The sequence below is a fragment of the Cellulomonas sp. JH27-2 genome, from assembly GCF_014837175.1.
Classification (GTDB): domain Bacteria; phylum Actinomycetota; class Actinomycetes; order Actinomycetales; family Cellulomonadaceae; genus Cellulomonas.
Genome location: NZ_JACYFR010000001.1, coordinates 1,001,516 through 1,025,090 on the forward strand (window position 1 = coordinate 1,001,516; position 23,575 = coordinate 1,025,090).

The 23,575-nt window shown below is 70.9% G+C and carries 21 protein-coding genes and 2 tRNA genes; 16 read left to right on the forward strand and 7 right to left on the reverse strand.

What is annotated here, in order from left to right; all coding sequences use genetic code 11:
• Positions 1 to 27 precede the first annotated feature (27 nt).
• From gnd to IC607_RS04760, 9 genes are all read left to right on the forward strand, one after another.
• A complete protein-coding gene (gnd, locus tag IC607_RS04725) occupies positions 28 to 1,020 on the forward strand; it encodes a phosphogluconate dehydrogenase (NAD(+)-dependent, decarboxylating) (protein ID WP_225224540.1) in 993 nt (330 codons plus the stop codon).
• A gap of 57 nt (positions 1,021 to 1,077) precedes the next feature.
• Positions 1,078 to 2,256: a DNA replication/repair protein RecF gene (recF, locus tag IC607_RS04730; RefSeq protein ID WP_191785797.1), complete on the forward strand. Its 1,179-nt coding sequence runs from the start codon at positions 1,078 to 1,080 to the stop codon at positions 2,254 to 2,256.
• Positions 2,246 to 2,809: a DciA family protein gene (locus IC607_RS04735; protein WP_191785798.1), complete on the forward strand. Its 564-nt coding sequence runs from the start codon at positions 2,246 to 2,248 to the stop codon at positions 2,807 to 2,809. The genes recF and IC607_RS04735 overlap by 11 nt, the downstream gene beginning before the upstream one ends.
• 182 nt (positions 2,810 to 2,991) lie before the next feature.
• Positions 2,992 to 5,007 (forward strand): DNA topoisomerase (ATP-hydrolyzing) subunit B, encoded by a 2,016-nt coding sequence (gene gyrB, locus IC607_RS04740; protein WP_191785799.1) that lies wholly within the window; start codon positions 2,992 to 2,994, stop codon positions 5,005 to 5,007.
• Between the two features lie 46 nt (positions 5,008 to 5,053).
• On the forward strand, positions 5,054 to 7,675 hold the full coding sequence (gene gyrA, locus IC607_RS04745) for a DNA gyrase subunit A (protein WP_191785800.1): 2,622 nt from the start codon (positions 5,054 to 5,056) through the stop codon (positions 7,673 to 7,675).
• On the forward strand, positions 7,672 to 8,817 hold the full coding sequence (locus tag IC607_RS04750; RefSeq protein ID WP_191785801.1) for a DUF3566 domain-containing protein: 1,146 nt from the start codon (positions 7,672 to 7,674) through the stop codon (positions 8,815 to 8,817). Before gyrA ends, IC607_RS04750 begins: the two co-directional genes overlap by 4 nt.
• 57 nt (positions 8,818 to 8,874) lie before the next feature.
• Positions 8,875 to 8,948, forward strand: a tRNA-Ile gene (locus IC607_RS04755).
• 13 nt (positions 8,949 to 8,961) lie between these two features.
• Positions 8,962 to 9,093, forward strand: coding sequence for a DLW-39 family protein (locus IC607_RS17295; RefSeq protein ID WP_370526007.1), 132 nt, complete (start codon positions 8,962 to 8,964; stop codon positions 9,091 to 9,093).
• Between the two features lie 17 nt (positions 9,094 to 9,110).
• Positions 9,111 to 9,183: transfer RNA gene (locus IC607_RS04760), tRNA-Ala, on the forward strand.
• 131 nt (positions 9,184 to 9,314) lie between these two features.
• Here IC607_RS04760 and IC607_RS04765 read toward each other — a convergent pair.
• Positions 9,315 to 9,884, reverse strand: a complete 570-nt coding sequence (locus IC607_RS04765; RefSeq protein ID WP_370526008.1) for a TetR/AcrR family transcriptional regulator — start codon at positions 9,882 to 9,884, stop codon at positions 9,315 to 9,317.
• 117 nt (positions 9,885 to 10,001) lie between these two features.
• On the opposite strand from IC607_RS04765, the gene IC607_RS04770 reads away from it, so the two are divergent.
• Both IC607_RS04770 and IC607_RS04775 read left to right on the forward strand, forming a co-directional pair.
• Complete coding sequence (locus tag IC607_RS04770) at positions 10,002 to 10,922, forward strand: aldo/keto reductase (protein WP_191785803.1); 921 nt, start codon at positions 10,002 to 10,004, stop codon at positions 10,920 to 10,922.
• A gap of 5 nt (positions 10,923 to 10,927) precedes the next feature.
• Positions 10,928 to 11,245: a DUF2316 family protein gene (locus IC607_RS04775; RefSeq protein ID WP_191785804.1), complete on the forward strand. Its 318-nt coding sequence runs from the start codon at positions 10,928 to 10,930 to the stop codon at positions 11,243 to 11,245.
• A gap of 42 nt (positions 11,246 to 11,287) precedes the next feature.
• Here IC607_RS04775 and IC607_RS04780 read toward each other — a convergent pair whose 3' ends face one another.
• Positions 11,288 to 11,716, reverse strand: a complete 429-nt coding sequence (locus IC607_RS04780) for a VOC family protein (RefSeq protein WP_191785805.1) — start codon at positions 11,714 to 11,716, stop codon at positions 11,288 to 11,290.
• 61 nt (positions 11,717 to 11,777) lie between these two features.
• Here IC607_RS04780 and IC607_RS04785 point away from each other — a divergent pair, with 61 nt between their 5' ends.
• The 3 genes from IC607_RS04785 to IC607_RS04795 are packed head-to-tail and all read left to right on the forward strand — an operon-like array spanning position 11,778 to position 13,667.
• Entirely contained in the window at positions 11,778 to 12,731 is a 954-nt protein-coding gene (locus tag IC607_RS04785; RefSeq protein ID WP_191785806.1) for a YafY family protein, read from the forward strand.
• A gap of 52 nt (positions 12,732 to 12,783) precedes the next feature.
• Positions 12,784 to 13,173, forward strand: coding sequence for a DivIVA domain-containing protein (locus IC607_RS04790; RefSeq protein WP_370526009.1), 390 nt, complete (start codon positions 12,784 to 12,786; stop codon positions 13,171 to 13,173).
• Entirely contained in the window at positions 13,170 to 13,667 is a 498-nt protein-coding gene (locus IC607_RS04795) for a DUF1990 domain-containing protein (protein ID WP_191785808.1), read from the forward strand. The genes IC607_RS04790 and IC607_RS04795 overlap by 4 nt, the downstream gene beginning before the upstream one ends.
• 15 nt (positions 13,668 to 13,682) lie before the next feature.
• On the opposite strand, the gene IC607_RS04800 is transcribed toward IC607_RS04795, so the two are convergent.
• The 4 genes from IC607_RS04800 to IC607_RS04815 form a co-directional block, all read right to left on the reverse strand.
• Positions 13,683 to 15,248, reverse strand: coding sequence for an ABC-F family ATP-binding cassette domain-containing protein (locus IC607_RS04800; protein ID WP_191785809.1), 1,566 nt, complete (start codon positions 15,246 to 15,248; stop codon positions 13,683 to 13,685).
• A 243-nt stretch (positions 15,249 to 15,491) separates the two neighbouring features.
• Positions 15,492 to 18,695: a glycoside hydrolase family 9 protein gene (locus IC607_RS04805; RefSeq protein WP_191785810.1), complete on the reverse strand. Its 3,204-nt coding sequence runs from the start codon at positions 18,693 to 18,695 to the stop codon at positions 15,492 to 15,494.
• 98 nt (positions 18,696 to 18,793) lie between these two features.
• Entirely contained in the window at positions 18,794 to 19,471 is a 678-nt protein-coding gene (locus IC607_RS04810; protein ID WP_191785811.1) for a GNAT family N-acetyltransferase, read from the reverse strand.
• A 102-nt stretch (positions 19,472 to 19,573) separates the two neighbouring features.
• Positions 19,574 to 20,530, reverse strand: coding sequence for a DUF5937 family protein (locus IC607_RS04815; RefSeq protein WP_191785812.1), 957 nt, complete (start codon positions 20,528 to 20,530; stop codon positions 19,574 to 19,576).
• Positions 20,531 to 20,586: 56 nt separating this feature from the next.
• Between IC607_RS04815 and IC607_RS04820 the strand changes: the two genes are divergently transcribed.
• On the forward strand, positions 20,587 to 21,933 hold the full coding sequence (locus IC607_RS04820) for an MFS transporter (RefSeq protein ID WP_370526010.1): 1,347 nt from the start codon (positions 20,587 to 20,589) through the stop codon (positions 21,931 to 21,933).
• A 30-nt stretch (positions 21,934 to 21,963) separates the two neighbouring features.
• On the opposite strand, the gene IC607_RS04825 is transcribed toward IC607_RS04820, so the two are convergent.
• The gene (locus IC607_RS04825) at positions 21,964 to 22,854 is read right to left on the reverse strand and encodes a hypothetical protein (RefSeq protein ID WP_191785813.1); all 891 of its coding nucleotides are present in this window, start codon (positions 22,852 to 22,854) and stop codon (positions 21,964 to 21,966) included.
• A 123-nt stretch (positions 22,855 to 22,977) separates the two neighbouring features.
• Between IC607_RS04825 and IC607_RS04830 the strand changes: the two genes are divergently transcribed.
• Positions 22,978 to 23,517 carry a peptidylprolyl isomerase gene (locus IC607_RS04830; protein WP_191785814.1) on the forward strand — a complete coding sequence of 180 codons (540 nt, stop codon included), beginning with the start codon at positions 22,978 to 22,980 and terminating at the stop codon, positions 23,515 to 23,517.
• Positions 23,518 to 23,575: the final 58 nt, after the last annotated feature.

Below are 23,575 nucleotides of genomic sequence, written 5' to 3' on the forward strand. Positions count from 1 at the left end.
CCGCGGAAGAGCACAGTGGTCCTGCACCTGCGCGCCCGAGGCGCGCACCGAAAGACAGAAGAGGCGGACGGCATGCACATCGGTCTGGTCGGGCTCGGCAAGATGGGCGCCAACATGCGGGAACGCATTCGCGGCGCCGGCATCGAGGTCACGGGATACGACCGCAACCAAGACGTCAGCGACTCGTCGAGCCTGGCGGACATGGTCGGCAAGCTGCCGGAAGGCGGTCGCATCGTCTGGGTGATGGTCCCCTCCGGCGACATCACCGACGGTGTGATCCACGAGCTGAGCGAGCTGCTGGCCGAGGGCGACATCGTCATCGACGGCGGGAACTCGTACTACCAGGACGACAAGCCGCACGGTGACCTGCTGGCCGCCAAGGGCATCGGCTTCATCGACGCCGGCGTATCGGGCGGTGTGTGGGGCCTGAAGAACGGCTACGGCCTCATGGTCGGCGGCGACGCGGACAAGGTCGAGGCGGCGATGCCGATCTTCGACGCGCTGCGTCCCGAGGGTGACCGCGAGGACGGGTTCGTGCACGCGGGCGCGGTGGGTGCCGGGCACTTCGCCAAGATGGTGCACAACGGTATCGAGTACGGCCTGATGCAGGCGTATGCCGAGGGGTACGAGCTGTTGGCCGCGAAGGACCTGGTCACGGACGTGCACGGCACCATGCGCGCGTGGACCAAGGGCACCGTCGTGCGGTCCTGGCTGCTCGAGCTCCTGGTGCAGGCCCTGCAGCAGGACCCGGGCCTGGGGGCGATCGACGACTGGGTCGAGGACTCGGGCGAGGGTCGCTGGACGGTCGACGAGGCGATCGACCTGGCCGTGCCGGCTCCGGTGATCTCGGCCGCGCTGTTCGCGCGGTTCGCCAGCCGCCAGGGCGAGTCCCCGGCGATGAAGGCCGTCGCCGCGCTACGTCAGCAGTTCGGTGGCCACGCGGTCAAGCCCGCCGGCACCACGGGTCCCCAGTCGAGCACCACGCCCGTACCGGGTGCCGCCGTCCCTCCGCACGCGTGACGAAGTCTGCCGGCCTGCACCGCGCGGCACGTCGCCGCGCGGTGACGGGCTGACCCCATGTACGTCGCGCACCTCAACCTGACCGACTTCCGCTCCTACGCGCAGGTCGATCTGGCCCTGGAGCCCGGGATCACGGCGCTCGTCGGTCCCAACGGGCAGGGCAAGACGAACCTGGTCGAGGCGATCGGGTACGCCGCGACGCTCGGTAGCCACCGGGTGCCGAGCGACGCGGCGATGGTGCGCGCAGGAACCAGCCGGGCCGTCGTCCGCGCGCGTGTCGTCCGCGAACTCGAGCCCGGGAAGCCGCGTGCGACGCTCGTCGAGATCGAGGTGACGCCCGGCAAGGCGAACCGCGCGCGCATCAACGGCGCGAACCCGGTCAGGGCGAGAGACGCGCTCGGCATCTTGCGCACCGTGCTGTTCGCACCGGAGGACCTGGCGCTCGTCAAGGGTGACCCCGACGGCAGGCGACGGTTCCTGGACGACCTACTCGTCCAGCTCACGCCCCGCATCGCGTCGGTCACCCAGGACTATGACCGGGTGCTGCGCCAGCGGTCGGCGCTGCTCAAGTCGGCGGGGGCCGCGCGCCGCGGGGGTGGCGCCGACCTGCGCACGCTCGACGTGTGGGACGCCAAGCTCGCGCAGGTGGGGGCGCGGATCGTCGTCGAGCGGCGACGCCTCGTCGAGACCTTGCGACCGCACGTCGAGCAGGCGTACGAGCAGGTCAGCTCCGGGCAAGGTGCGGCCGTGGTGAGCTACAAGACGTCGCTGGACGCGGCCCTGGAGATCGAGGGCGGGGCCGACGACCCCGTCGACCTGGTCGAGGCGCAGCTGCTCGAGGCCATGGGGCGCCTGCGCGGCAAGGAGCTGGACCGCGGCGTGTGCCTCGTCGGCCCGCACCGCGACGACCTCGTCCTCACGCTCGGTGGCCTGCCCGCCAAGGGGTACGCGAGCCACGGCGAGTCGTGGTCGTTCGCGCTCGCGCTCCGGCTCGCGTCGTACACGGTGCTGACGAACGGCGTCGACGCGGCGGACTGGGGCCCCGACGGCGAACCCGTGCTGATCCTCGACGACGTCTTCGCCGAGCTCGACGCGCGGCGGCGCGAGCGGCTCGCGGAGCTCGTCGCCCCCGCCCGTCAGGTGCTCATCACGGCGGCGGTCGCCGGCGACGTCCCGGAGCCGCTGACCGGCGCACGGGTGGATGTGATGGGCGGCGAGGTCGCTCGTGTCCTTTGAGGACTTCCCCCCGCAGCGGCGGCCCACCGAGGGCCAGCCCCTGCGCGACATCGTCGAGCTGGTGCCGGAACGGCAGGTCGCGGCCGCCGCGCTGAACCGGGCGCGGGAGGCCGCGAAGGCACGCGGCATCCGCCCGGGCGACGCGCCACGCTCGAAGCGCCCGCTGGAGACTCAGCTGTCCGGCGCAGCCGCCGGCGGCCGCGACCCTCAGACGTTATCGACGACGCTCGGCGGCGTGATCGGGCAGTTCGGCTGGGGTGCGGGGGTGACGGGCGGCACGATGCAGGCCCGGTGGACGCAGATCCTGGGTGAGCAGGTCGCCGAGCATGCCGTGTACCAGTCGTTCGAGCGCGGCGTCCTGACGATGCGCGCCTCGTCGACCGCCTGGGCCAACAACCTCAAGTTCAGCGTGCCGGCCATGCTGCGCAACTTCGCCGAGGAGCTCGGCGAGGGTCAGGTCACCGAGATCGTCGTTCTCGGGCCCGGCGGACCGGGATTCGGACGCGGTCCCAAGCGGGTCCAGGGCCGAGGTGAGAGGGACACGTTCGGGTGATGTGAAAGCCCTGTCCACATCCACCCCTCAAAGCGGGGTCCAGGGCCCTTCGCCAGGTAGACTGATCTGGTCATTCCTGGCGCTCTGGTGCCCGGAAGTCCAGCGTCATGGAGTGATCCGCCCTCCCACCGGTCCGGCGGCGCGCTCGACGGCGTGTAAACCTTTGAGGAGCACCACCGCCCGTGGCAGAGCAGAGCAGCCCGAAGCCTGACATCAACGGCGGTTACGACGCCAGCGCCATCACCGTCCTCGAGGGGCTCGAGGCGGTGCGCAAGCGCCCCGGCATGTACATCGGCTCCACGGGTGAGCGCGGCCTGCACCACCTCGTCTACGAGGTCGTCGACAACTCCGTGGACGAGGCCCTGGCCGGCTACTGCGACCACATCGAGGTGACGCTGCTGGCCGACGGTGGCGTACGGGTGGTCGACAACGGCCGAGGCATCCCGGTCGCCATGCACCCCACCGAGGGCAAGCCCACCCTCGAGGTCGTCATGACGATCCTGCACGCGGGCGGAAAGTTCGGCGGCGCCGGCTACGCGGTCTCCGGTGGTCTGCACGGCGTCGGCATCTCGGTCGTCAACGCGCTGTCCAAGCGTGTGACCAGCGTCGTCAGGCGCGACGGCTACACGTGGGAGATGGACTTCGCGGACGGCGGCAAGCCCGTCGGCGGCATCCGTCAGGGCGCGGCCACCGACGAGACCGGGACCACGCAGACCTTCTGGGCCGACGACACGATCTTCGAGACGGTCGAGTACGACTTCGAGACCCTGCGCGCCCGCTTCCAGCAGATGGCGTTCCTCAACAAGGGCCTCGCCATCACGCTGACCGACGAGCGGCCCGAGCACGCGGACACTTCCGCGGACGACGTCGACGGCGAGGACGCGGCGCCCAAGCCGCGCGTCGTCAGCTACAAGTACGACGACGGCCTGCTCGACTACGTCAAGCACCTCAACTCGGCCAAGAAGGTGGACCTGATCCACCCCGAGGTCATCGCGTTCGAGTCGGAGGACAAGGACAAGCGCATCTCGGTGGAGATCGCGTTGCAGTGGACGTCGGCCTACTCCGAGTCCGTGCACACGTACGCCAACACGATCTCGACGACCGAGGGCGGCACGCACGAGGAGGGCTTCCGCGCGGCCATGACCGCGCTGGTCAACCGCTATGCGCGCGACAAGGGCCTGCTCAAGGAGAAGGACGACAACCTCACGGGCGACGACATCCGCGAGGGACTCACGGCCGTCATCTCCGTCAAGCTCGGCGAGCCGCAGTTCGAAGGGCAGACGAAGACCAAGCTCGGCAACACCATCGCCAAGACGTTCGTGCAGAAGGTGGTCAACGACCAGCTGGGCGACTGGCTGGACTCGCACCCGGTCGAGGCGCGTGACGTCATCCGCAAGTCGATCCAGGCGTCGGCCGCCCGCATGGCCGCCCGCAAGGCGCGCGAGGCGACGCGGCGCAAGGGTCTGCTGGAGTCCGGCGGCATGCCCGGCAAGCTCAAGGACTGCCAGTCGAACAACCCCGCCGAGTGCGAGGTGTTCGTGGTCGAGGGTGACTCGGCCGGTGGTTCCGCGGTGCGCGGGCGCAACCCGCGCACGCAGGCGATCCTGCCCATCCGCGGAAAGATCCTCAACGTCGAGCGTGCTCGTCTGGACAAGGCCCTGAGCAACCAGGAGGTCCAGGCGCTGATCACGGCCTTCGGCACCGGGATCGGCGAGGACTTCGACATCGCCAAGCTGCGGTACCACAAGATCGTGCTCATGGCCGATGCCGACGTCGACGGTCAGCACATCACGACGCTGCTGCTCACACTGCTGTTCCGGTACATGCCGGACCTCATCACGCACGGCCACGTCTACCTGGCGCAGCCCCCGCTGTACCGGATCAAGTGGAGCAACGCGGCCGACGACTACGTCTACTCCGACCGGGAGCGGGACGCGTACGTCAAGGACGGCACCGCCGCGGGCAAGCGCCTGCCGAAGGAGAACGGGATCCAGCGCTACAAGGGTCTCGGCGAGATGGACTACTCCGAGCTGTGGGAGACGACCATGTCCCCCGAGCACCGGACCCTGCTGCAGATCACGCTCGACGAGGCCGCGGCGGCCGACGAGATCTTCTCCGTGCTCATGGGCGAGGACGTCGAGTCCCGCCGCTCGTTCATCCAGCGCAACGCGAAGGACGTCAGGTTCCTCGACATCTGAGGAATCTGACCGGCCTCCACGACGCGCGACGAGATAGAGGAATTCTGTGACTGACACGACCGGACCCGACGGCATCGAGCACGGCCGCATCGACCAGGTGGACCTGCAGCTCGAGATGCAGCGGTCCTACCTGGACTACGCGATGTCCGTCATCGTCGGGCGCGCGCTGCCCGACGTGCGCGACGGCCTCAAGCCCGTCCACAAGCGTGTGCTGTACGCGATGTACGACGGCGGCTACCGGCCGGACCGGCAGTTCTCCAAGTGCAGCCGCGTCGTCGGCGACGTCATGGGCAAGTTCCACCCGCACGGCGACTCGGCCATCTACGACGCGCTCGTGCGCCTGGTGCAGGACTGGTCGATGCGCTACCCGCTGGTCGCCGGCCAGGGCAACTTCGGCTCCCCCGGCGACGATCCCGCGGCCGCACCCCGGTACACCGAGTGCAAGATGGCGCCGCTGGCCATGGAGATGGTCCGGGACATCGACGAGGACACCGTCGACTTCCAGGACAACTACGACGGCCGCACGCAGGAGCCCACGGTGCTGCCGTCGCGGTTCCCGAACCTGCTGGTCAACGGCTCGGCCGGCATCGCCGTCGGCATGGCGACCAACATCCCGCCGCACAACCTGCGCGAGGTCGCGGACGGTGTGCAGTGGCACCTGGCGCACCCCGAGGCGACGCGCGAGGAGCTGCTCGAGGCCCTGCTCGGCAAGATCAAGGGCCCCGACTTCCCGACCGGCGCGACGATCCTGGGCCACCGCGGCATCGAGGACGCCTACCGGACCGGCCGTGGGTCGATCACGATGCGTGCCGTCGTCGAGGTCGAGGAGATCCAGGGCCGCATCTGCCTGGTGGTCACCGAGCTGCCGTACCAGGTCAACCCGGACACGCTGGCGAAGAAGATCGCCGACCTGGTCCGTGAGAACCGGGTCACGGGCATCGCGGACATCCGCGACGAGACGTCGGGCCGCACCGGTCAGCGCCTGGTCATCGTGCTCAAGCGCGACGCCGTCGCCAAGGTCGTCCTGAACAACCTCTACAAGCACACGCAGCTGCAGGACACGTTCGGCGCCAACATGCTGGCGCTCGTCGACGGTGTCCCCCGCACGCTGTCGATCGACGCGTTCGTCCGGCACTGGACCACGCACCAGCTCGACGTCATCCAGCGTCGCACCCGCTTCCGCCTGCGCAAGGCCGAGGAAGCGATCCACATCTTCAACGGCTACCTCAAGGCGCTCGACGCGCTCGACGAGGTCATCGCGCTGATCCGGCGCTCGCCGGACGTCGACGAGGCGCGCGCGGGCCTGATCGAGCTGCTCGACGTCGACGAGGTGCAGGCCAACGCGATCCTGTCGTTGCAGCTGCGCCGACTGGCCGCGCTGGAGCGGGACAAGATCCTGCGCGACCACGCGGAGCTGCAGGCGCGGATCACCGAGCTGAACGAGATCCTCGCGTCGGACGAGAAGCAGCGCGACATCGTCTCGACCGAGCTCTCGGAGATCGTCGACAAGTACGGCGACGACCGTCGCACGCAGATCCTGCCGTTCGACGGCGAGGTCTCGATCGAGGACCTCATCGCCGAGGAGGAGATGGTCGTCACCATCACCCGTGGCGGCTACGCGAAGCGCACCCGCTCGGACAACTACCGGGCGCAGCGTCGCGGCGGCAAGGGTGTGCGCGGCGCGCAGCTGCGCGAGGACGACCTCGTCGACCACTTCTTCGTCACCACGACCCACCACTGGCTGCTGTTCTTCACCAACCTGGGCCGCGTCTACCGCGCCAAGGCGTACGAGTTGCCCGAGGGCGGTCGCGACGCGAAGGGCCAGCACGTCGCGAACCTGCTGGCGTTCCAGCCCGGTGAGCAGATCGCGCAGGTGCTGGACATCCGCGACTACGAGCAGGCCGAGCACCTGGTCCTGGCCACCATGCGTGGCCTGGTCAAGAAGACTCGGCTGGCGGAGTACGACTCCAACCGGTCCGGCGGCGTCATCGCGATCAACCTGCGCGAGGACGAGGAGGGCAGGCCCGACGAGCTGGTCTCTGCGCGCCTGATCAACTCCGACCAGGACCTGATCCTGGTGTCCCGCAAGGGGCAGTCCGTGCGGTTCACGGCGTCCGACGAGGCGCTGCGGCCCATGGGTCGTGCGACCTCCGGTGTCACGGGCATGAAGTTCCGCGGCGACGACGAGCTGCTCGCGGCCGACGTCGTGCGCGAGGACGCCTACCTGTTCACCGTGACCGAGGGCGGCATCGCCAAGCGGACCGCGCTGACGGTGGAGAACTACCGCCAGCAGGGCCGCGGCGGCCTGGGCATCCGGGTGGCCAACTTGCCCGAGGCGAACGGTGACCTCGTTGGGGCGTTGGTCACAGACGCCGAGGACGAGGTCCTGGTGATCATGGAGCGCGGCAAGATCGTGCGTTCCGCCACGTCAGAGGTGCACGCGACGGGCCGCACGACCCAGGGCGTCATCTTCGCGAAGCCCGACTCGGGCGACCGGATCATCGCCGTGGCGCGCAACACTGAGCGACACCTGTCGGACGATGCGGGTACGGTGGGCGAGGCTGACGGGACAGACCCGGCAGTTCCGGGCACCGATGCGGCCGACACCACGGTGTCCGACGCAGCAGTGCCGCCCACCGACGCCGACCCGTCAGCGGAGGATGAATGAGCGAGTCCACGCCCCCGTCGATCCCCCCGCGCCAGCGGCCCACGTCGTCGACCTCCAACGGTCGTTCGACGACGTCGTCGCGTGCGAACCCGACGAGCGCATGGACCGTCACGCCGGTCGAGGAAGGCGCCGCAGGTGCGCCTTCTGACGGACCCACCCGCACCGTGAGCACGGGGCGCAGCACGACGAGCAAGACGCGTGGCGGACCGGAGCAGAGCTCGTCGTCCTCCCCGAGCGGTTCGTCCCACGGCTCGTCGAACGGGTCCGCCTCCAGCTCGTCGAACGGCTCGTCCAGCGGTTCAGCAGCTCGGTCGTCGAGCGAGAACGGCTCGACCTCACGCGTGTCCACGGCGACTCGTCCCCCTCGCTCGTCGGCGCCCACGGACGCCGGGACGCGGGACGCGGGGGCGAAGGACACGAAGCCCGCGGACCCCAAGCCCGCGGACGCCAAGCCTGCAGCGGCGAAGCCCGCCGGCTCTGCCGCAGCCCCCGTCGCGGACGCCGGCGACGAGGACCAGCCCTCTCCCCTCGCCATGGCGGTCGACTCGACCACCAGCTGGCTCAAGAAGGTCGCCGGCGCCACGTCCGCTGCGATCACCACGGCCACCACCCGGCCCCCGACCGAGGACAAGACCATGACCAGCATCCCTGTGGCCGCACCGCCGGCCTCGGTCGCGCCCGCGACGGGCTCGGCCCGGCCGGTCGCCGGTGCGAACCCGGCGGGGACCGCCGCACGCCCCAGCACGGGTCGCATCCCGACGGTCCAGCAGGGCTCGGGCCCGCGCCGCGTGCGTCTGGCGATCTCCCGCCTGGACCCGTGGTCGGTCATGAAGCTGTCGTTCCTGCTGTCGGTCGCCGTCGGCATCATGATCGTCGTCGGCGTGGCAGTCGGCTGGTTCACCCTGAACGAGCTGCACGTGTTCAAGCAGGTCGACGACCTGGTCACGCAGGTCACGGGCACCGGCGCCAACAGCCCGAACATCCTGCAGTACGTCGAGTTCAAGAAGGTCATCTCGGCCGCGACGCTGATCGCGGTCGTCGACGTCTTCCTCCTGACGGCCCTCGCGACGATCGGTGCGTTCCTGTACAACATCGTGGCCGCGCTCGTGGGCGGCGTGCACGTCACCATGACCGACGAGTAGGCCGGTTTGGGCGCCACGCTCCGGGTGGGGTAGTCTCATGCGGCGCGCAGCGCATACGGGCCTATAGCTCAGACGGTTAGAGCGCTTCCCTGATAAGGAAGAGGTCACAGGTTCAAGTCCTGTTAGGCCCACTCCCGAACACCCGTGGGGGACACGTTGAAGAAGATCCTGCTCCTGGCGGTCGTGGCCGCTGCTGGATACGTCGTGTACACCAAGTTCGTCCAGGACCGCGACGAGCGGGACCTGTGGGCAGAGGTCACCGACACCTTCGAGTGACCGCCTGCCCCACCCGAGGGGCCATGGCGCAATTGGTAGCGCACCTGCTTTGCAAGCAGGGGGTTAGGGGTTCGAGTCCCCTTGGCTCCACGCCGAGATGAGTCGGGACATCGTTCACGGATGTCCCGACTCGCTGCGTTCGGGGCTCTTCGCACTGGATGACGGTCTGCCTTTCGTCCGCATAGCAGGAGGAACCCAGCACGCGAGCGCCCCTCGGGGTGCTACGGACGTAGGGCGGCCATCAGGAGGTCGAGCAGGCGGGTGGTCTGTTCCCCGTCGGGTGACGTGGCCGTAGCCAGGAAGATGCCGACGAGCATCGTCGTGACGTCGTCGGCCGTGATGTCCTTGCGCAACGTCGCGTCGGCGGCGCCCGCGGAGAGCAAGGGCTCGACGGCGGCGTTGATGCGGGCGCGGGTCGTCGACGGATTCAAGCGACCGGCGGCCATGCCCGCCTTGAGGGTCTCGTGGACCCCGCGCTTGGTGCGGGCGAAGTCGGCGTAGGCGCCGATCCACTCGCGCAGCGCGATCGCCGGCGGGTGAGCGGCCAGGAGCTCGTCGGCCCCCGCCGTGAGGTCGTCGAGCTGGGAGCCGTACACGGCCTCGAAGAGTGCCTGGCGGGTGGGGAAGTGTCGGTAGAGCGTGCCGATGCCGACGCCCGCGTCTCGCGCGATCCCCTCGAGCGACACGGCGCCGTCGCTGTCGGTGGCGGCCAGGGCGCGACGAGCGGCGGCGAGGAGCTCGTCGCGGTTGCGGCGGGCGTGCGCGCGCATCGGACGGTCCGTCGACAGCACGCCAGGAGTCTCTGGCGTCACATCACCAGGCATAGCGGAGGCTCCTCCGGTAGTGCTACCGTCGAGTAAGCGGAGCCACCTCCGCTTCGACTCTCATCCTAGCGAACCGAGGTCACCATGAACTCCACCGACAAGATCCGTCCCGGAGGTGTCGGAACGCTCGCCGGCACCGAGGTCTCTCGCGTCGGTTTCGGCGCCATGCAGCTGGAGCGCCTGCGCGACGATCGCGCAGCAGCGGTCCGGCTCATCCGGCGGGCCGTCGAGCTCGGAGTGGACCACGTCGACACCGCGCAGTTCTACGGCAACGGTCTTTCGAACGACCTGCTGCGCGAGGCGCTGAGTCCGGCGGACGGCGTCGTGGTCGTGTCGAAGGTCGGTGCCGACCCCAACCCGGGCGGACCCGTCCCGCTGCGGCCCGCGCAGCGCCCCGAGGAGCTGCGAGCGAGCGTCGAGGACAACCTGCGCAGCCTGGGCCTGGACCAGGTCCCGGTGGTGAACCTGCGTCGCATGGACAGCGGGGCCCGCATCCCGCTGCCTGCGGACCAGGTCGTCGACCTCGACGACCAGCTCGCCTCGATGGTGGCGATGCGGGACGAGGGCCTCATCGGCGCCATCGGCATCAGCAGCGTCGACCTGAACACGCTGACGCGCGCGCTGCCCGCGGGCATCGTCTGCGTCCAGAACGCGTACAGCCTCGTGACGCGCGACGACGAGGGCCTGGTCGCGCTCTGCGAGGAGAACGGGATCGCGTGGGTGCCGTACTTCCCGCTCGGTGGCGCGTTCCCCGGCATCCCCAAGGTCGTCGACGAGCCGGCCGTGCAGCAGGCGGCCGCCGACCTCGGCGTCAGTCCTGCCCAGGTCGGCCTGGCCTGGTTGCTCGCCCACTCCCCCGCCACGTTGCTGATCCCCGGCACGGCGGACATCGCTCACCTGGAGGCCAACGTCGCCGCCGGTGACATCACCTTCGATCCCGACACGCTGGCCGCACTGGACGCCGTCCGGTCGGTGCCGTCGGGGAACGTCACGTCAGAGAGCTGAGAACCATGAGCCTGAACTCCGCCGAGCTGGTGCGCACGCGCGCCGAGCTCACCGCCAACCTCGACCTGACGGGCCTGACCCGCGACCAGGTCGCCGCCGACCTCGGCTACGACGCCACGCGACTGCGCGCCGCGCTCGAGCCCGACGGCTCCGGTGACCCGGTGGACGTCTGGCAGCTGCGCGACTACCTCGACCAGGCCGTGCGCGACGCGGGCCGGACGCCCGTGCCGTTCACGGTGCTGACCGAGCGGTCGCGCCTGCGCGCCCGCATGTGGTTCCACCTGAGCGAGGCACCCAGGCACGACTTCGCGGCCGCCGTCTGATCCGGGATTCGTCCGACCGACGACGGCCGCGCAGACGACCCGTCACGCGTGCCGGTCGGCGAGCGCCTCACGTGCTGCGGTCACCTCGACCCAGTGTGGGTTGGTCATCACGGCGAGCAGGTTGCCGAACGGGTCAACGACCGACGCCGTGACGAAGCCGGCTCCGCGCTCGCGGATCCCGTCGTGCACGGTGGCGCCGAGCTCGACGAGCCGCGCGAACGTGCCGGCCAGGTCGTCGACGTGCCAAGAGACGACCGCGCCGCTCGGGCCGCCGGCTCCAGGCGCGTAGCGACGGTCGATGATGCCGATCTCGTCCAGATCGTCGCCGACGCGGAACTCGACGTAGCCGTCCCGGGCGAAGTACGGCTCGATGCCGAACACATCGGTGTACCAGCGGCGGGCGGCGTCGAGGTCGTCGGCGAAGAACGACACGTTGGCGAGGCCCCGGAAAGTGCTCTGTGAAGTGGTCATGACTCCACCTTGGTCGCTGAAGTGCTCACCAACTGAGCACTTTGTCTGAAAGTCTTGATTCATGCGCGCGGACCGGCTGGTCGCCACCCTCCTGCTCATGCAGTCGCGTGGACGGGTGACCGCTGCGGAAGTGGCCTCCGAGCTCGAGGTCTCGTTGGCGACCGCGCGCCGCGACCTCGAGGCGCTCTCCGCGGCAGGAATCCCGGTCTATCCGCAACCAGGCCGCGGCGGAGGTTGGTCGCTGGTCGGCGGCGCACGCACCGACCTGACCGGGTTGACGTCGAGCGAGGCGCGGGCCCTCTTCCTGCTCGTCGGCGCCCCGGCCAGCCGCTCCCCCGAGGCGACGTCGGCCCTGCGCAAGCTGGTGCGCGCGCTGCCCGCGACGTTCCGCGCCGAGGCGGAGGCAGCGGGGAGCGCGGTGGTCGTCGACCCGGCCGGATGGGGCGCGCCGGCGCGTCCCCGTTCACCGTGGCTCGACGAGCTGCAGAGCGCGGTGATCCGTCGCCGCCAGGTGACCATCGTCTACGCCGGACGTGCGGGCCCGTCCGAGCGGACCGTCGACCCGTGGGCACTCGTCGACAAGGGGGAGCACTGGTACCTCGTCGCGGGGACCTCGCACGGACGCCGGACGTTCCGCCTGGACCGCATCAGCGCAGTGACGCTCGAGGTGACGCCGGCGAGCCGACCGGACGACCTGGACGTCGAGCGGATCTGGGAGTCCGTCGTCGACGAGATGAAGCAGCACCGGTCGCGCGTCACGGCAGTGATCATGACCTCGGCCCGCCTGGTCCCGGTCCTGCGCGGACAGTTCGGTCGGCACGTGAGCGTCCTGGCCGACGAGGACGGCGGACGCGCACGCGTCGCCGTCTCGTCGCACACGGCTCGTTCGGTGGCGGAGCACCTCGCAGGGTTCGGCGCGGCCGTCGAGGTCCTGGAGCCCGACGACGTCCGTGCGGAGCTGGCGAACCTGGGCGCTGAGCTGGTGTCCCTCTATGCGCGCCACGACGGAACCTGAGACGTCGACGAGCCGACCCGCGCGCCGGGCCGAACGGTGCGATGATCCCGTCGTGCTCACACCCGAGGATGTCGAGGCCGTCCGGTTCAAGGCCACCAAGTTCCGCGACGGCTACGACCAGGACGAGGTCGACGACTTCCTGGACCGCGTCGTCGCGGGGCTGCGCGCTCGCCTGGCCGGCGCGCCCGGCGCGCTGACGCCGGCCGACCTGGACGGCGCCCGGTTCACGGCGACGAAGTTCCGCGAGGGCTACGACATGGCCGACGTCGACGAGTTCCTCGACCGGGTGCGCGCCGAGCTCGACGGATCGCCGGCGCCGCGGACCACCGCGGACGAGGCGACGGTCCCGGCGCCCGCTCAGGCGCCGACGTCGAAGACGACCGACGAACAGATCCCCGGCATGATCCCCCAGAGTCGCGGTCTTTTCGGTCGTCGCCGGTGACCACCTACCCGGACGTCGGCGCGACGACGCCCGCCGAGCGCGCCTGGTCGCCGCGGGACGGGTACCGCGCGTTCGAGAAGACGATCGCGATCGGCCGGGGCGACGAGCACTGGGCGTGGGCCTCGGAGCAGGTGCTGCGTTGGGGCATCAAGACCCGCAGCGGGTTTCACGTGAAACCGGGGAGCCGGGTGGTCGAAGGTGACGAGCACCGCCTCGTGGCCCTCGTCTGGCCGTTGCGGATCACCGAGCCGGTGGTCGTCGTCGCGGTCGTCGACGAACCCGACCGTGCAGGGTTCGCCTACGGCACGCTGCCCGGCCACCCTGTCAGCGGTGAGGAGGCCTTCGTCGTGCACCGCGACGACGACGGAACGGTCAACCTGACCCTGCGCTCCCTCACTCGCCCCGGCCGCGGGCGGTGGCGCGTGGCGTTCCCTGCGATCCTGGTGGCGCAGCGGGTCTACCGTCGGCGTTACCTGCGTGCTCTCGCTCGTTGACGCACATCGCTCCGGTCACCGCCTCGTGGACGTGAACGTCGGGCCGTGGGGGCCCGGGGCCATGACGATGTCGACCTCGATGCCGAGCCTGTCCAGGAAGCTGCGGTCGTGGCTGACCACGAGGACGGCACCTCGGTAGGCGGACAGGGCTTCCACGAGTCGGTCGACGGACGCGATGTCGAGGTTGTTGGTCGGCTCGTCGAGGATGAGGAGCTGAGCGGGAGGGTCGGCGAGGAGGAGCCGCGCGAGGGTGACACGGAAGCGCTCACCGCCGGACAGTGACGCCACGGGCCGATGCACCTGGTCGCCGCGGACGAGGAACCGTGCGAGGCGGTTGCGCAGCTCGGGGACCGGCGTCGTCGGAGCGCCCGCGGAAACGGCGGCCAGCACCGTCGCGTCGTCCTCGATCAGGTCGAGGCCCTGCGGCAGGTAGGCGACCCGGTCGGTGAACAGGCCGCGGCCCGCCGCGAGCTCGCGGAGCAGGGTCGTCTTGCCGACGCCGTTGGGCCCGGTGAGGGCCACGCGTTCGGGACCGACGACGACGTGCCCGCCGACCTCGGCGATCCGACGGCCGGACGGTAGGTCCGGATCGGGCAGGTCGATGACGATGCGGTCGTCGCTCCGGACGGCCCGCTCGGCCGCAGCGACAGCGGCACGAGCGTCCTCCTCCTTGCCGATGGCCAGGCCACGGCGCGCACCCTGGGCCTTCTCAGCGGCGTTCCGTCGCATGTCCACGACGGCGCCGATGTACTTCCGGTTCGCGGTGTCCTTGCGACCCTGCCGTTGCGAGTGGGCGATCTTCTCCTCGGCCTCGATCCGCTGCCGCTTCTCCTTGCGGAGCGTGGCCTCGGCATCGCGGAGGGAGCGGAGGGCCGCCTGCTGCTGGGTGTCGACGACGGCCTCGTACGCGGTGTACGTCCCACCGAACGTCGTCAGGGCACCGGTGCGCAGCTCCGCCGTCTCGTCGACGAGCTCGAGGAGCGCCCGGTCGTGGGAGACGACGACGAGCGCACCGCGCCACGACCGGATGAGGTCGTAGAGCCGTTCGCGTCCGGCACCGTCGAGATTGTTGGTCGGCTCGTCCAGCAGCGCGACGTCGGCGGCACGCAGACGGATGCCGGTCACGGCTGCGAGCATCCCCTCCCCACCGGACAACGTCGCCGTCCGACGATCGAGGTCCGTCGGCAGGCCGATGGCAGCGAGTGCCGCCACAGCACGCTCCTCCACGTCCCAGCCGTCGTCCCCGACGCGTTCGAACAGGTCCGGGGACGCATCTCCGGAGGTGATGGCACGGACGGCGTCGACGACGTCACGCACACCGAGGAGGTCGGCGAGCGTCCCGGCGGAGTCGAAGCGCTGGGGCAGGTAGTCGGCGATCCCGGCGATCGAGATCGAGCCCGAGGATGGCGCGAGGTGGCCGGCGATGAGCCGTAGCAGCGTGGACTTGCCGGCGCCGTTGGCGCCGACGAGCCCTGTGCGGCCGACGCCGAAGGCGCCGGACACGCCGGTGAGAACGGGCTGGCCGTCGGGCCAGGCGAAGGACACGTCCGTGAGAACGACGGACGACGAAATGACAGGCATGCGGGTACTCCTGGTCGGCGTCGGTGCGCCGTGATGCCTCGACCCCGCAGGGAAGGCATCGGCGCGCTGTCAGGCGGCTGGAGTACCCGTCATCTTTCCTTCACTCTCGTTCGGCCTCTGTCACGCGCGGCTGGATCCGCGAGGCTGCCCGCAACGATACATCGAGCAGCAACGCAAAAACCGAGAGGGCCGCCGCACCCGCGCTGCAGACGCGGGTGCGACGGCCCTTCGACCAGGCGGCGATCAGCTCACGCTGCAGGCGGCTCCGTTCAGCGTGATCGTCGTCGGGCGCGTGTTGGTGCCCGTGTGGCTGGCGTTGAAGCCGACGTCGGTGCTCGCGCCCGGCGCCAGGTTGCCGTTCCAGCCCAGCGACGTGCCGGTGAGCACGGTGCCGGTCTGCGACCAGGTGGCGCTCCAGCCCTGCTGGAGCTGCTGGCCGGCGGGGAACGTGATCTTCAGGGTCCAGCCGTTGGTGGCGGTGGTGCCCGTGTTGGTGATCTTGAGCGCGGCGGTGAAGCCGACGTTCCAGTCGCTCGTCGTGTACTTCACGGCGCACGCACCGGCGGGCGTCGTGTCGGTGAGCGTCGTGAACGTGATCGCGGCGCTGGACGCCGAGACGTTGCCGGCGCCGTCCTTGGCCCGCACCACGTAGGTGTAGGCGGTGGACGGCGTCAGGCCCGCCAGGGTGGTGGTCGCCGTGGTGGGCGAGGCGACGAGCGTCGTCGTCGTGCCGTCCACCCGCAGCACCTGGTAGCCCGCCAGACCCGACCCGCCGGTGTCCGTGGACGCCGTCCAGCTCAGGGTCGCGCCCGACGAGGTGATCGCGGAGGCCGCTCCCCCGGTCGGGACGGACGGCGCCGTGGTGTCGGTGACGGGCGCCGCGGTGGTCTTGAACGTGACCGCGGTGCTTGCTGCGGACACGTTGCCGGCGCCGTCCTTGGCGCGCACCGCGTAGGTGTACGACGTGTCGGCGGTGAGGCCGGTGAGGGTCGTCGACGTGGTGGTGGGCGCCGCGACGACCGTCGTCGTCGTGCCGTTGACCCGCAGGACCTCGTAGCCCGCCAGACCCGACCCGCCGGTGTCCGTGGACGCGGCCCAGGTGAGGGTCGCGCCCGAGGACGTGACGGCCGACGACGTCAGCGACGCGGGCACCGAGGGTGCCGTCGTGTCGGTGATCGGCGCGGCGGTGGTCTTGAACGTGACCGCGGTGCTTGCTGCGGACACGTTGCCGGCGCCGTCCTTGGCGCGGACGGCGTAGGTGTAGGAGGTGTCCGCCGTGAGCCCGGTGAGGGTCGTCGACGTGGTGGTGGGCGCCGCGACGACCGTCGTCGTCGTGCCGTTGACCCGCAGGACCTCGTAACCCGCCAGCCCCGACCCGCCCGTGTCCGTCGACGCGCCCCAGGACAGCGTCGCGCCCGAGGACGTGACGGCCGACGACGTCAGCGCGGTCGGCACCGAGGGCGCCGTCGTGTCCGTCGTCGTGCCCGTCGGCTCGGTGCCCCAGATCAGCTTGCCGCCGTCGTACAGCGTGATCGCCTTGGTCTTGGCGAGCGCCGTGGTGTTCAGGCCCGCGAACGACGGGTCGTTGGTCGCGTCCCAGCCCGCCGCGCCGGTCACGCGGAACTGGATCTCACGCCGGTGCTGCGACTGCCCGCCCGGGTAGATGTTCTGGCCCACGCAGCTGATCTCCGCGTAGTACAGGTTGCCGCCGGCCGAGACGGGCTTGGCGGTCTGCGGGCCGCACTCGCTGTAGTTGGCGGACAGCGCCAGGCTCGAGGCCGGGACGCCGGAGTCGAGCGTGAACCAGTAGCGCAGGGTCGCGTTCTTCAGCGAGCGGGCCGGGAAGGCCGACTCGTTGCGGATCATGGTCTTGACCTCGGTGAACGTGGAGCCCGGAGGCTGGTTCAGCATGGCCTCGACGAAGATCTCGTCCTGGTCCGGCTTCTCCGCGACGGGGAAGCTCGCCAGCGGCGTGCCGCCGTACTCCTGCGTCAGGCGCGCCAGCGCGCTGGAGAACCCGGCGTTGTAGTCGGTCGCGACCTCGTTGGACGTGTAGTCGCTGCGGCTGTCGGTGTAGGCGTCGTTGGCAGACGACGGCCCGCCGACGAGCGCGCCGTACAGGACGTGCCGCGTCTTGACCGGGTCGGTCATCGAGTCCAGCCACGACCCGTGCGCCGTGCGGTGGTGCGGGTTCTGCGGTGCGTTGGTGCCGAAGCCGACGACGTAGCTGGACTTGCGGGGGTTGTCGCCGAGCGCGTAGTTGATCTGCCGCACGCCGAAGTCGTGGTACCTGGCCTTGCGCGTCGCGTCGGTCAGCCAGTCGGAGTAGACCAGCGCGACGAACGAGGTGTTGGCCGCGTACCGCAGCGAGCCCCACGAGTCGAGGACGGCCTCGCCGCCCGGCGAGTACGGCACCTTCTGACCGTTGACGCCCACGGTCCAGTAGTCGAGCCACCGGTTGGCATCGTCGATGTACTGCTGCTTGCCGGTCTCCATGGCCAGCAGCGCGTACATCGCGTAGGTCTTGTCGTCCCACGCGACCGTCCACTTGTAGGAGTGCGTGGTGGTCTGGTTCTCGCGGCTGAGCTTGTCGTACTCCGACTCGGCCTTGGCCAGGTAGGTCGCGTCGCCGGTCGCCTTGTAGAGCCAGTACGCGCCCCAGACGAGCTCGTCCTGGTAGCCGGACCACGACTTGTAGTACGCGGACGCGGCCGTGACGCAGTCCGAGTACGCGCCGCGGTAGGTGTCCGCGAAGCTGTAGAGCTGCTTGGCGTGCGTGATGAGCTTGGCGGCGTACGTCGGGTCGTCGGACTTGAGGACGATGGCCGACGACGCCAGGGCCGCGGCCGTCTCCCCCGCGACGTCCGAGCCGGGGCAGCTCGGGCTGATCTTGTACGACGGGCGCGCCATTGTCATGACCTCGGCCGGGCCCCACCACTTGTGGTCCGCCTCGCCGTCGCCCACCTGCACGTACAGCTCGTTGGTGGCGGTGTGGGCCTTGACGAAGTAGTCGTCGACCCAGCGCAGGTTGTCCTTGAGCTCGTCGAGCTGACCCGCCTTGGTGTAGCCCTGGGGTGAGGCGATGGCGCCCCAGGCGAGCATCGTCGTCGTGAACGCCATGGGCAGGCCGAACTTCACGTGGTCGCCCGCGTCGTACCAGCCGCCGGTCAGGTCCACGCCGTTGTCGGAGCCGTCGCTCATGCCGGAGTCGCCGCGCCAGGACACGGGGTTGTCCGCGGGCAGGTCGCCGGAGCGCTGCGCCTCGTAGAAGAACATCGACTTCTGCAGGGCCTCGGCGTAGTTGAAGTCGCCGGCGGCCGACGCCGACGTGGCCAGCGGGGCGGCGAGCAGGCCCGCGGCGACGGCCAGGGTGGTGCCCAGCGCTACGGCGGGTCGCCGGCGCGAGGCGGCGGACCCGGCACGTGCACCGGGAGCGAGGCGTGACATGGGGAACCCCTTCTACGACGATGGAGACGGGCGCGGGCGTTCGTGCCCGCTCGCGCATCGTCCGCACGCGGCGGTCCGGGGTCAACGAGCCGAAACGATTAGGCGGGTCGGCGCGGGTCCGTGATCTGCAGGAACTCGCGGACGGCGTCCAGTCCGGCGTACGTGACGTCGAGGCGGTGCTCGTCGGGCCGCTGCTCCCACGCCTCGCGCGTCAGGACGTACCGCAGGTCCTTCGCCGGCACGCCCTCGCGCGCCAGCCAGTGCTCGCCGTTGGGCGCGTAGCCGAGGCGGCGGCTGACGGCGTTCGACGCGGCGTTGTCGGCGAAGGCGCTGGTCAGGGCCCGATCGGCGCCGAAACCGTCGAACGCCAGGTGCAGGATCATCAACCGCATCCGCAGCCCGATCCCCTGCCCCTGGAACTCGCGCCCCAGCCAGGATCCCGACTCGACCTCACGCAGCATCGGGAAGCCCTTGCCCTGGATGCCCTGCATGCCGACGGGCACGCCGTCGCGCAGGACCGCGAGCGTGAGGGACCAGTCGTCCGCGGCCATGCGCGCGTGCAGGCCCCGGTTGTAGGTGACGACGGCCCGCGCGACGTCGCGCGGCTCGCCGCGGGTCCACGGCGTCAGGAACGGCATCGCGTCCTCCGCGTGCACGCCGCGCCCCGCGACCTCGCCCAGCGCGACGAGCGTGGGCGTGTCGGGGACCGTGAGCACGAGGTCGCCGCAGGTCAGCGACAGACCTGCGGGGGGCCAGAGGTCCGCGAGGGTGGTCATGGTGGCAGCGTCGTCGTCGGGCTCACGTCGGGCAAGTCCTTTGCCCGACGAAGGTGCCGGGTGATCCTGGCGCGGCGGTCGACCCGCCGCCGCGCCCCGCCTTCAGGCGGCCCCCGCCAGCAGGGCGCTGCCGAGGTCGCTGCGCAGGTAGAGGACGCTGCGGCCGTACCGGCTCGAGGTGACCAGGCCCGCGTCGCGCAGCACGCGCAGGTGCTGGTTCACCGCGGACGTGGTGACGTCGAACCGCACGGCCAGCTCGGTGGACGACGCGGGTTCGGCCAGCGCGACGAGCAGGCGCGCGCGGACGGCACCCAGGACGGCGGTGACGGCCGCGGGGTCCGACACGTCCTCCGTCTCCCACAGCGCGCCCTGACCGCGTGCGCTGTACAGGATCATGGGCGGCCCGAACGAGACGGGCGCCGATGCGCGACGCGTGAACATGGTCGGCACGAGGGTCAGCCCGGCGCCGTCGGTCGCGTAGCTGCGTGGGCGGGGGTCGCAGGTCGTCATCGACACGGCCCGCCCGTCGAACGACACCGTCGGCGCCAGCTCGTTGAGCATGCGGGACAGCCCGGACTGCGCCAGCACGCGCCCGCGGAACGCGATGTCCGCCTCGAGCACGGCTCGGATCCGGGGCCAGTACGGCTCGAAGCACAGGTCCCACATCTCGTGCAGCGCCGCCACGATCCGCGCCAACGCCTCGGCCGGCGTGCGGCCCAGGGCGGCCGGGATGCTGCCGTGGACCGCTACGAGGTCGTGCTCGACGACGTCGTCGGGCGTCCCCGCCAGCGCCGCGAGCTCGTCGTCGATCCTGGTCAGCGGGGACGCCGGGCTCGGGTTGAGGAAGTCAGGGGTCCACTGGCGGTCGTCGACCAGCGCCAGCAGCGTGCGCATGTCGAGGCGCTGGCGTGCGGGCTCGGTGCGGCGCAGCCACGGCAGCTGCAGCGGGAAGCGCGACGGGTCGTGCACCGCGCGCAGCGACAGGCCCAGCTCGCACAGCGGGGAGATGCCGAACCGCACGCCCCCGACGTCGGCGTCCGTCAGCTCGTAGCGCAACATGTAGCCAGACGCTACATCCGTTCCGCGAGTTGGCGGTCGTCGGTGAACCTACGGACGTGCCCACGCAGCCCGCGCTCGACGTCCCGCTCCCCCTCGACGCGGCGGGCGATCCCACGCCCGTCCTCAGCGCCGAACCGCGCGATCCACACACGCTCGTCGCACGCCTGGCCGCTTCGGTCGCGGATCCCGTGCTGCGCGTGCTGGTCGCCGCCACGCTCGTCGGGCGCCTGGGCCGGGGCGTGTTCCTGGCGGTCACGGCGGTCTACCTGACGCTCGTGGTCGGCCTGCACCCCGCCCAGGTCGCGGCGGTGCTGACGGTCTCCGGAGCGGCGGGGGTCGCGGCGTCGGCACCGGCCGGCTACCTCGCGGACAGGTTCCGCGCCAGGCGCCTCATGTTCGCGTTCATGGCGCTCGAGGGCGTCGCGCTGTGCGGGTACGTCGCGGTGCAGTCCTTCGCCGCGGCGCTGGTGGTCGCGGCGCTCGTCGGGATGTTCGACTCCGCGGGCAACACCGTGCGCATGGCCGTGATCGCGCGGGCCTTCGAGGGGCCCGCGCGCGTCCACGCGCGCGCCGTGCTGCGGACCGTGACCAACCTGTCGATCGCGGTGGGTTCCCTGGTGGGCGGCGTCGCGCTGGCCCTGGACTCCGACCTCGCGTTCCGCCTGGTCATCGGCGCGTCCGGGGCTGTCTTCGCGCTCAGCAGCCTCGTCGTGCTGCGCCTTCCGGCCCGCGTGGACGCGCACGTCGACGAGCGCATGCGGCCGGCACCTGCCCGCGCGTCGCTCGTCGAGCGGCCGCGCTCCCCCTGGCGCGACCCGCGCTACCTGACCCTGAGCGTGCTGAGCGCCGTGTTCGGCATGCAGTTCGGCCTCGCCGAGGTGGGCGTCCCGCTGTGGATCGTGCACCACACCCAGGCGCCGACGGCGGTCGTCGCCGCGCTGCTGATCCTCAACACGATCGTCGTCGTGCTCTTCCAGGTCCCCCTGTCCCGCGGGACCGACGATCTGCGCCACGCCGGCCGCGTCATGATCGTCGCCGGCGGGCTCATGGCCGTCGCCTGTGCGGCCTACGAGCTCGCGAGCGGGCATCGGCCGTGGGTGGCCGTCGCGATCCTGGTGGCGGCCGCGCTCGCGCACGCGTTCGCGGAGGTGCTGTCCCAGGCGGCGGCGTGGGGGCTGAGCTTCGAGCTCGCCGACCCGCGGGCGCCGGGTGCCTATCAGGGCGTGTTCTCGATGGGCTACAACCTGGGCGCCATGGCCGCTCCGGTCCTGCTCACCGCCGCGATCGGGCTGAGGATGGGCGGATGGGCCCTCCTCGCGGCCGTCTTCGTGGCGTCCGCGCTGGGTACGACGACGATCGCGTTCCGGGCGGCCCACGACGGAGCCGCGGCCACCTCGAGGTGACCGCGGCTCCGGGTGATCGATCGGCGTGGATCAGGAGGCGGTGTCGCCCTCCGTGGCGGTCGGCGGCACATCGGTCGCGGGCTTGGCCGGCGCGCGGCGGGTGACCTTCTTGGCCGTCTCGGTGGCGGCGTCCTTCGCGTCGGACACCTTCTCCGAGATGGCGTCGCCGGCGTCGGAGAGCTTCTCGGTGAGCGCGTCCTTGGCGTCGGAGACCTTCTCGGCCGCCTTGTGGGTGGCCTCGCGGCCCTTCGCGACGGCGGAACCGGCCGCCTCACCGAGCGCGTCGGCGGCGTCACCCGCGCTGGACCGCGCGGTGCTCGACGACCCGAACGAGTCGGTCGGCTCCCACGGCTCGGCCCACGGGTCGACGGTGGTCTGCGACCGGCGCCAGGCGGCGAACGCGGCGCCCGCACCCAGCAGGCCGACGACGAGAAGGACGACCTTGCCGCCTCGGTGCTTCTTCTCCGCCTTCGCGGCAGCAGCCGCGGCGACGGCCGACGCCTTCGCGTTGGCCTTGTCGGAGGCCGCGTCGGCGGCCTTCTCCACGGCGGCGCCGGCCTTGACTGCGGCGTCGTTCATCGCCTGGATCAGCCGGGGAAGAACGTCGTCGACCAGCTTGTCGTGCGCCGTGTCGATGGCCGGGCTCGCCTTCTCGGCGGCGGTCTGCACCTTGGGTGCGGCCACCTTCACGCTCTCCTTGTACAGGTGCTCGACGCGCGGGACGAGCCAGTCGACGAACGCCTCGACCTTGGGAGTGGTCCACTCCTTGGCCTGCTCCGCGGCATCGGCCGCCTTGCCGGCGGCCTGCTTGGCGCCGGACGCCGCCTGGCTCGCCGCACCGCTCAGCGTGGAGCCGAGGTCGGAGGCCTGGTCCTTGAGCTTGTCGGTGTCGACGTCGATCTTCGAACGGGTGAAGGGCATGTTCACTCCCACGTCAGGTTCGCTGCACTGACTACACACTCTGCCACCTGGGTGCTTGGTGCGCAGGGGCTGGCGAGCGCCTCCGTCGGACCTTCACAGGCCGCCCCGTGCCAGACTGGAGGCATGTTCGCCACCCTGCACACGTCCGCCGGAGACATCCGGATCGAGCTCTACCCCAACCACGCGCCGACGACGGTCGAGAACTTCGTCGGCCTCGCCACGGGCACCAAGCCGTGGAAGGACCCGGCCACCGGCGCCGAGCGCACCGACCCGCTGTACGACGGCGTGGTCTTCCACCGTGTCATCTCCGGCTTCATGATCCAGGGCGGCGACCCGCTCGGTTCCGGCCGTGGCGGCCCCGGCTACCAGTTCGACGACGAGATCCACCCGGAGCTCCGCTTCGACGAGCCCTACCTGCTGGCGATGGCCAACGCGGGCAAGGCCCTCAACCCGGTCACCGGCAAGGTGGGCGGCACCAACGGTTCGCAGTTCTTCATCTCCGTGGCCCCCACGGACTGGCTGACCGGCAAGCACACGATCTTCGGCAAGGTGGCCGACGACGAGAGCCGCGCGGTGGTCGACGCGATCGCCGGTGCCCGCACGCGTCCCGGCGACCGCCCGGTCGAGGACATCACCATCACCTCGATCGAGATCGAGGACTGACATCTCGCAAGAGCAGGTAGGCCAGCCGGCCGCACCACCGGTGTGCCCGCGCCACCCC

Excerpts from the sequence above, each read along its gene's own strand:
- recF (WP_191785797.1), top strand. The coding sequence starts at position 1,078 with ATGTACGTCGCGCACCTCAACCTGACCGACTTCCGCTCCTACGCGCAG.
- IC607_RS04750 (WP_191785801.1), top strand. The coding sequence starts at position 7,672 with ATGAGCGAGTCCACGCCCCCGTCGATCCCCCCGCGCCAGCGGCCCACG.
- IC607_RS04770 (WP_191785803.1), top strand. The coding sequence starts at position 10,002 with ATGAACTCCACCGACAAGATCCGTCCCGGAGGTGTCGGAACGCTCGCC.
- IC607_RS04775 (WP_191785804.1), top strand. The coding sequence starts at position 10,928 with ATGAGCCTGAACTCCGCCGAGCTGGTGCGCACGCGCGCCGAGCTCACC.
- IC607_RS04780 (WP_191785805.1), bottom strand. The coding sequence starts at position 11,716 with ATGACCACTTCACAGAGCACTTTCCGGGGCCTCGCCAACGTGTCGTTC.
- IC607_RS04785 (WP_191785806.1), top strand. The coding sequence starts at position 11,778 with ATGCGCGCGGACCGGCTGGTCGCCACCCTCCTGCTCATGCAGTCGCGT.
- IC607_RS04800 (WP_191785809.1), bottom strand. The coding sequence starts at position 15,248 with ATGCCTGTCATTTCGTCGTCCGTCGTTCTCACGGACGTGTCCTTCGCC.
- IC607_RS04805 (WP_191785810.1), bottom strand. The coding sequence starts at position 18,695 with ATGTCACGCCTCGCTCCCGGTGCACGTGCCGGGTCCGCCGCCTCGCGC.
- IC607_RS04810 (WP_191785811.1), bottom strand. The coding sequence starts at position 19,471 with ATGACCACCCTCGCGGACCTCTGGCCCCCCGCAGGTCTGTCGCTGACC.
- IC607_RS04815 (WP_191785812.1), bottom strand. The coding sequence starts at position 20,530 with ATGTTGCGCTACGAGCTGACGGACGCCGACGTCGGGGGCGTGCGGTTC.
- IC607_RS04825 (WP_191785813.1), bottom strand. The coding sequence starts at position 22,854 with ATGCCCTTCACCCGTTCGAAGATCGACGTCGACACCGACAAGCTCAAG.
- IC607_RS04830 (WP_191785814.1), top strand. The coding sequence starts at position 22,978 with ATGTTCGCCACCCTGCACACGTCCGCCGGAGACATCCGGATCGAGCTC.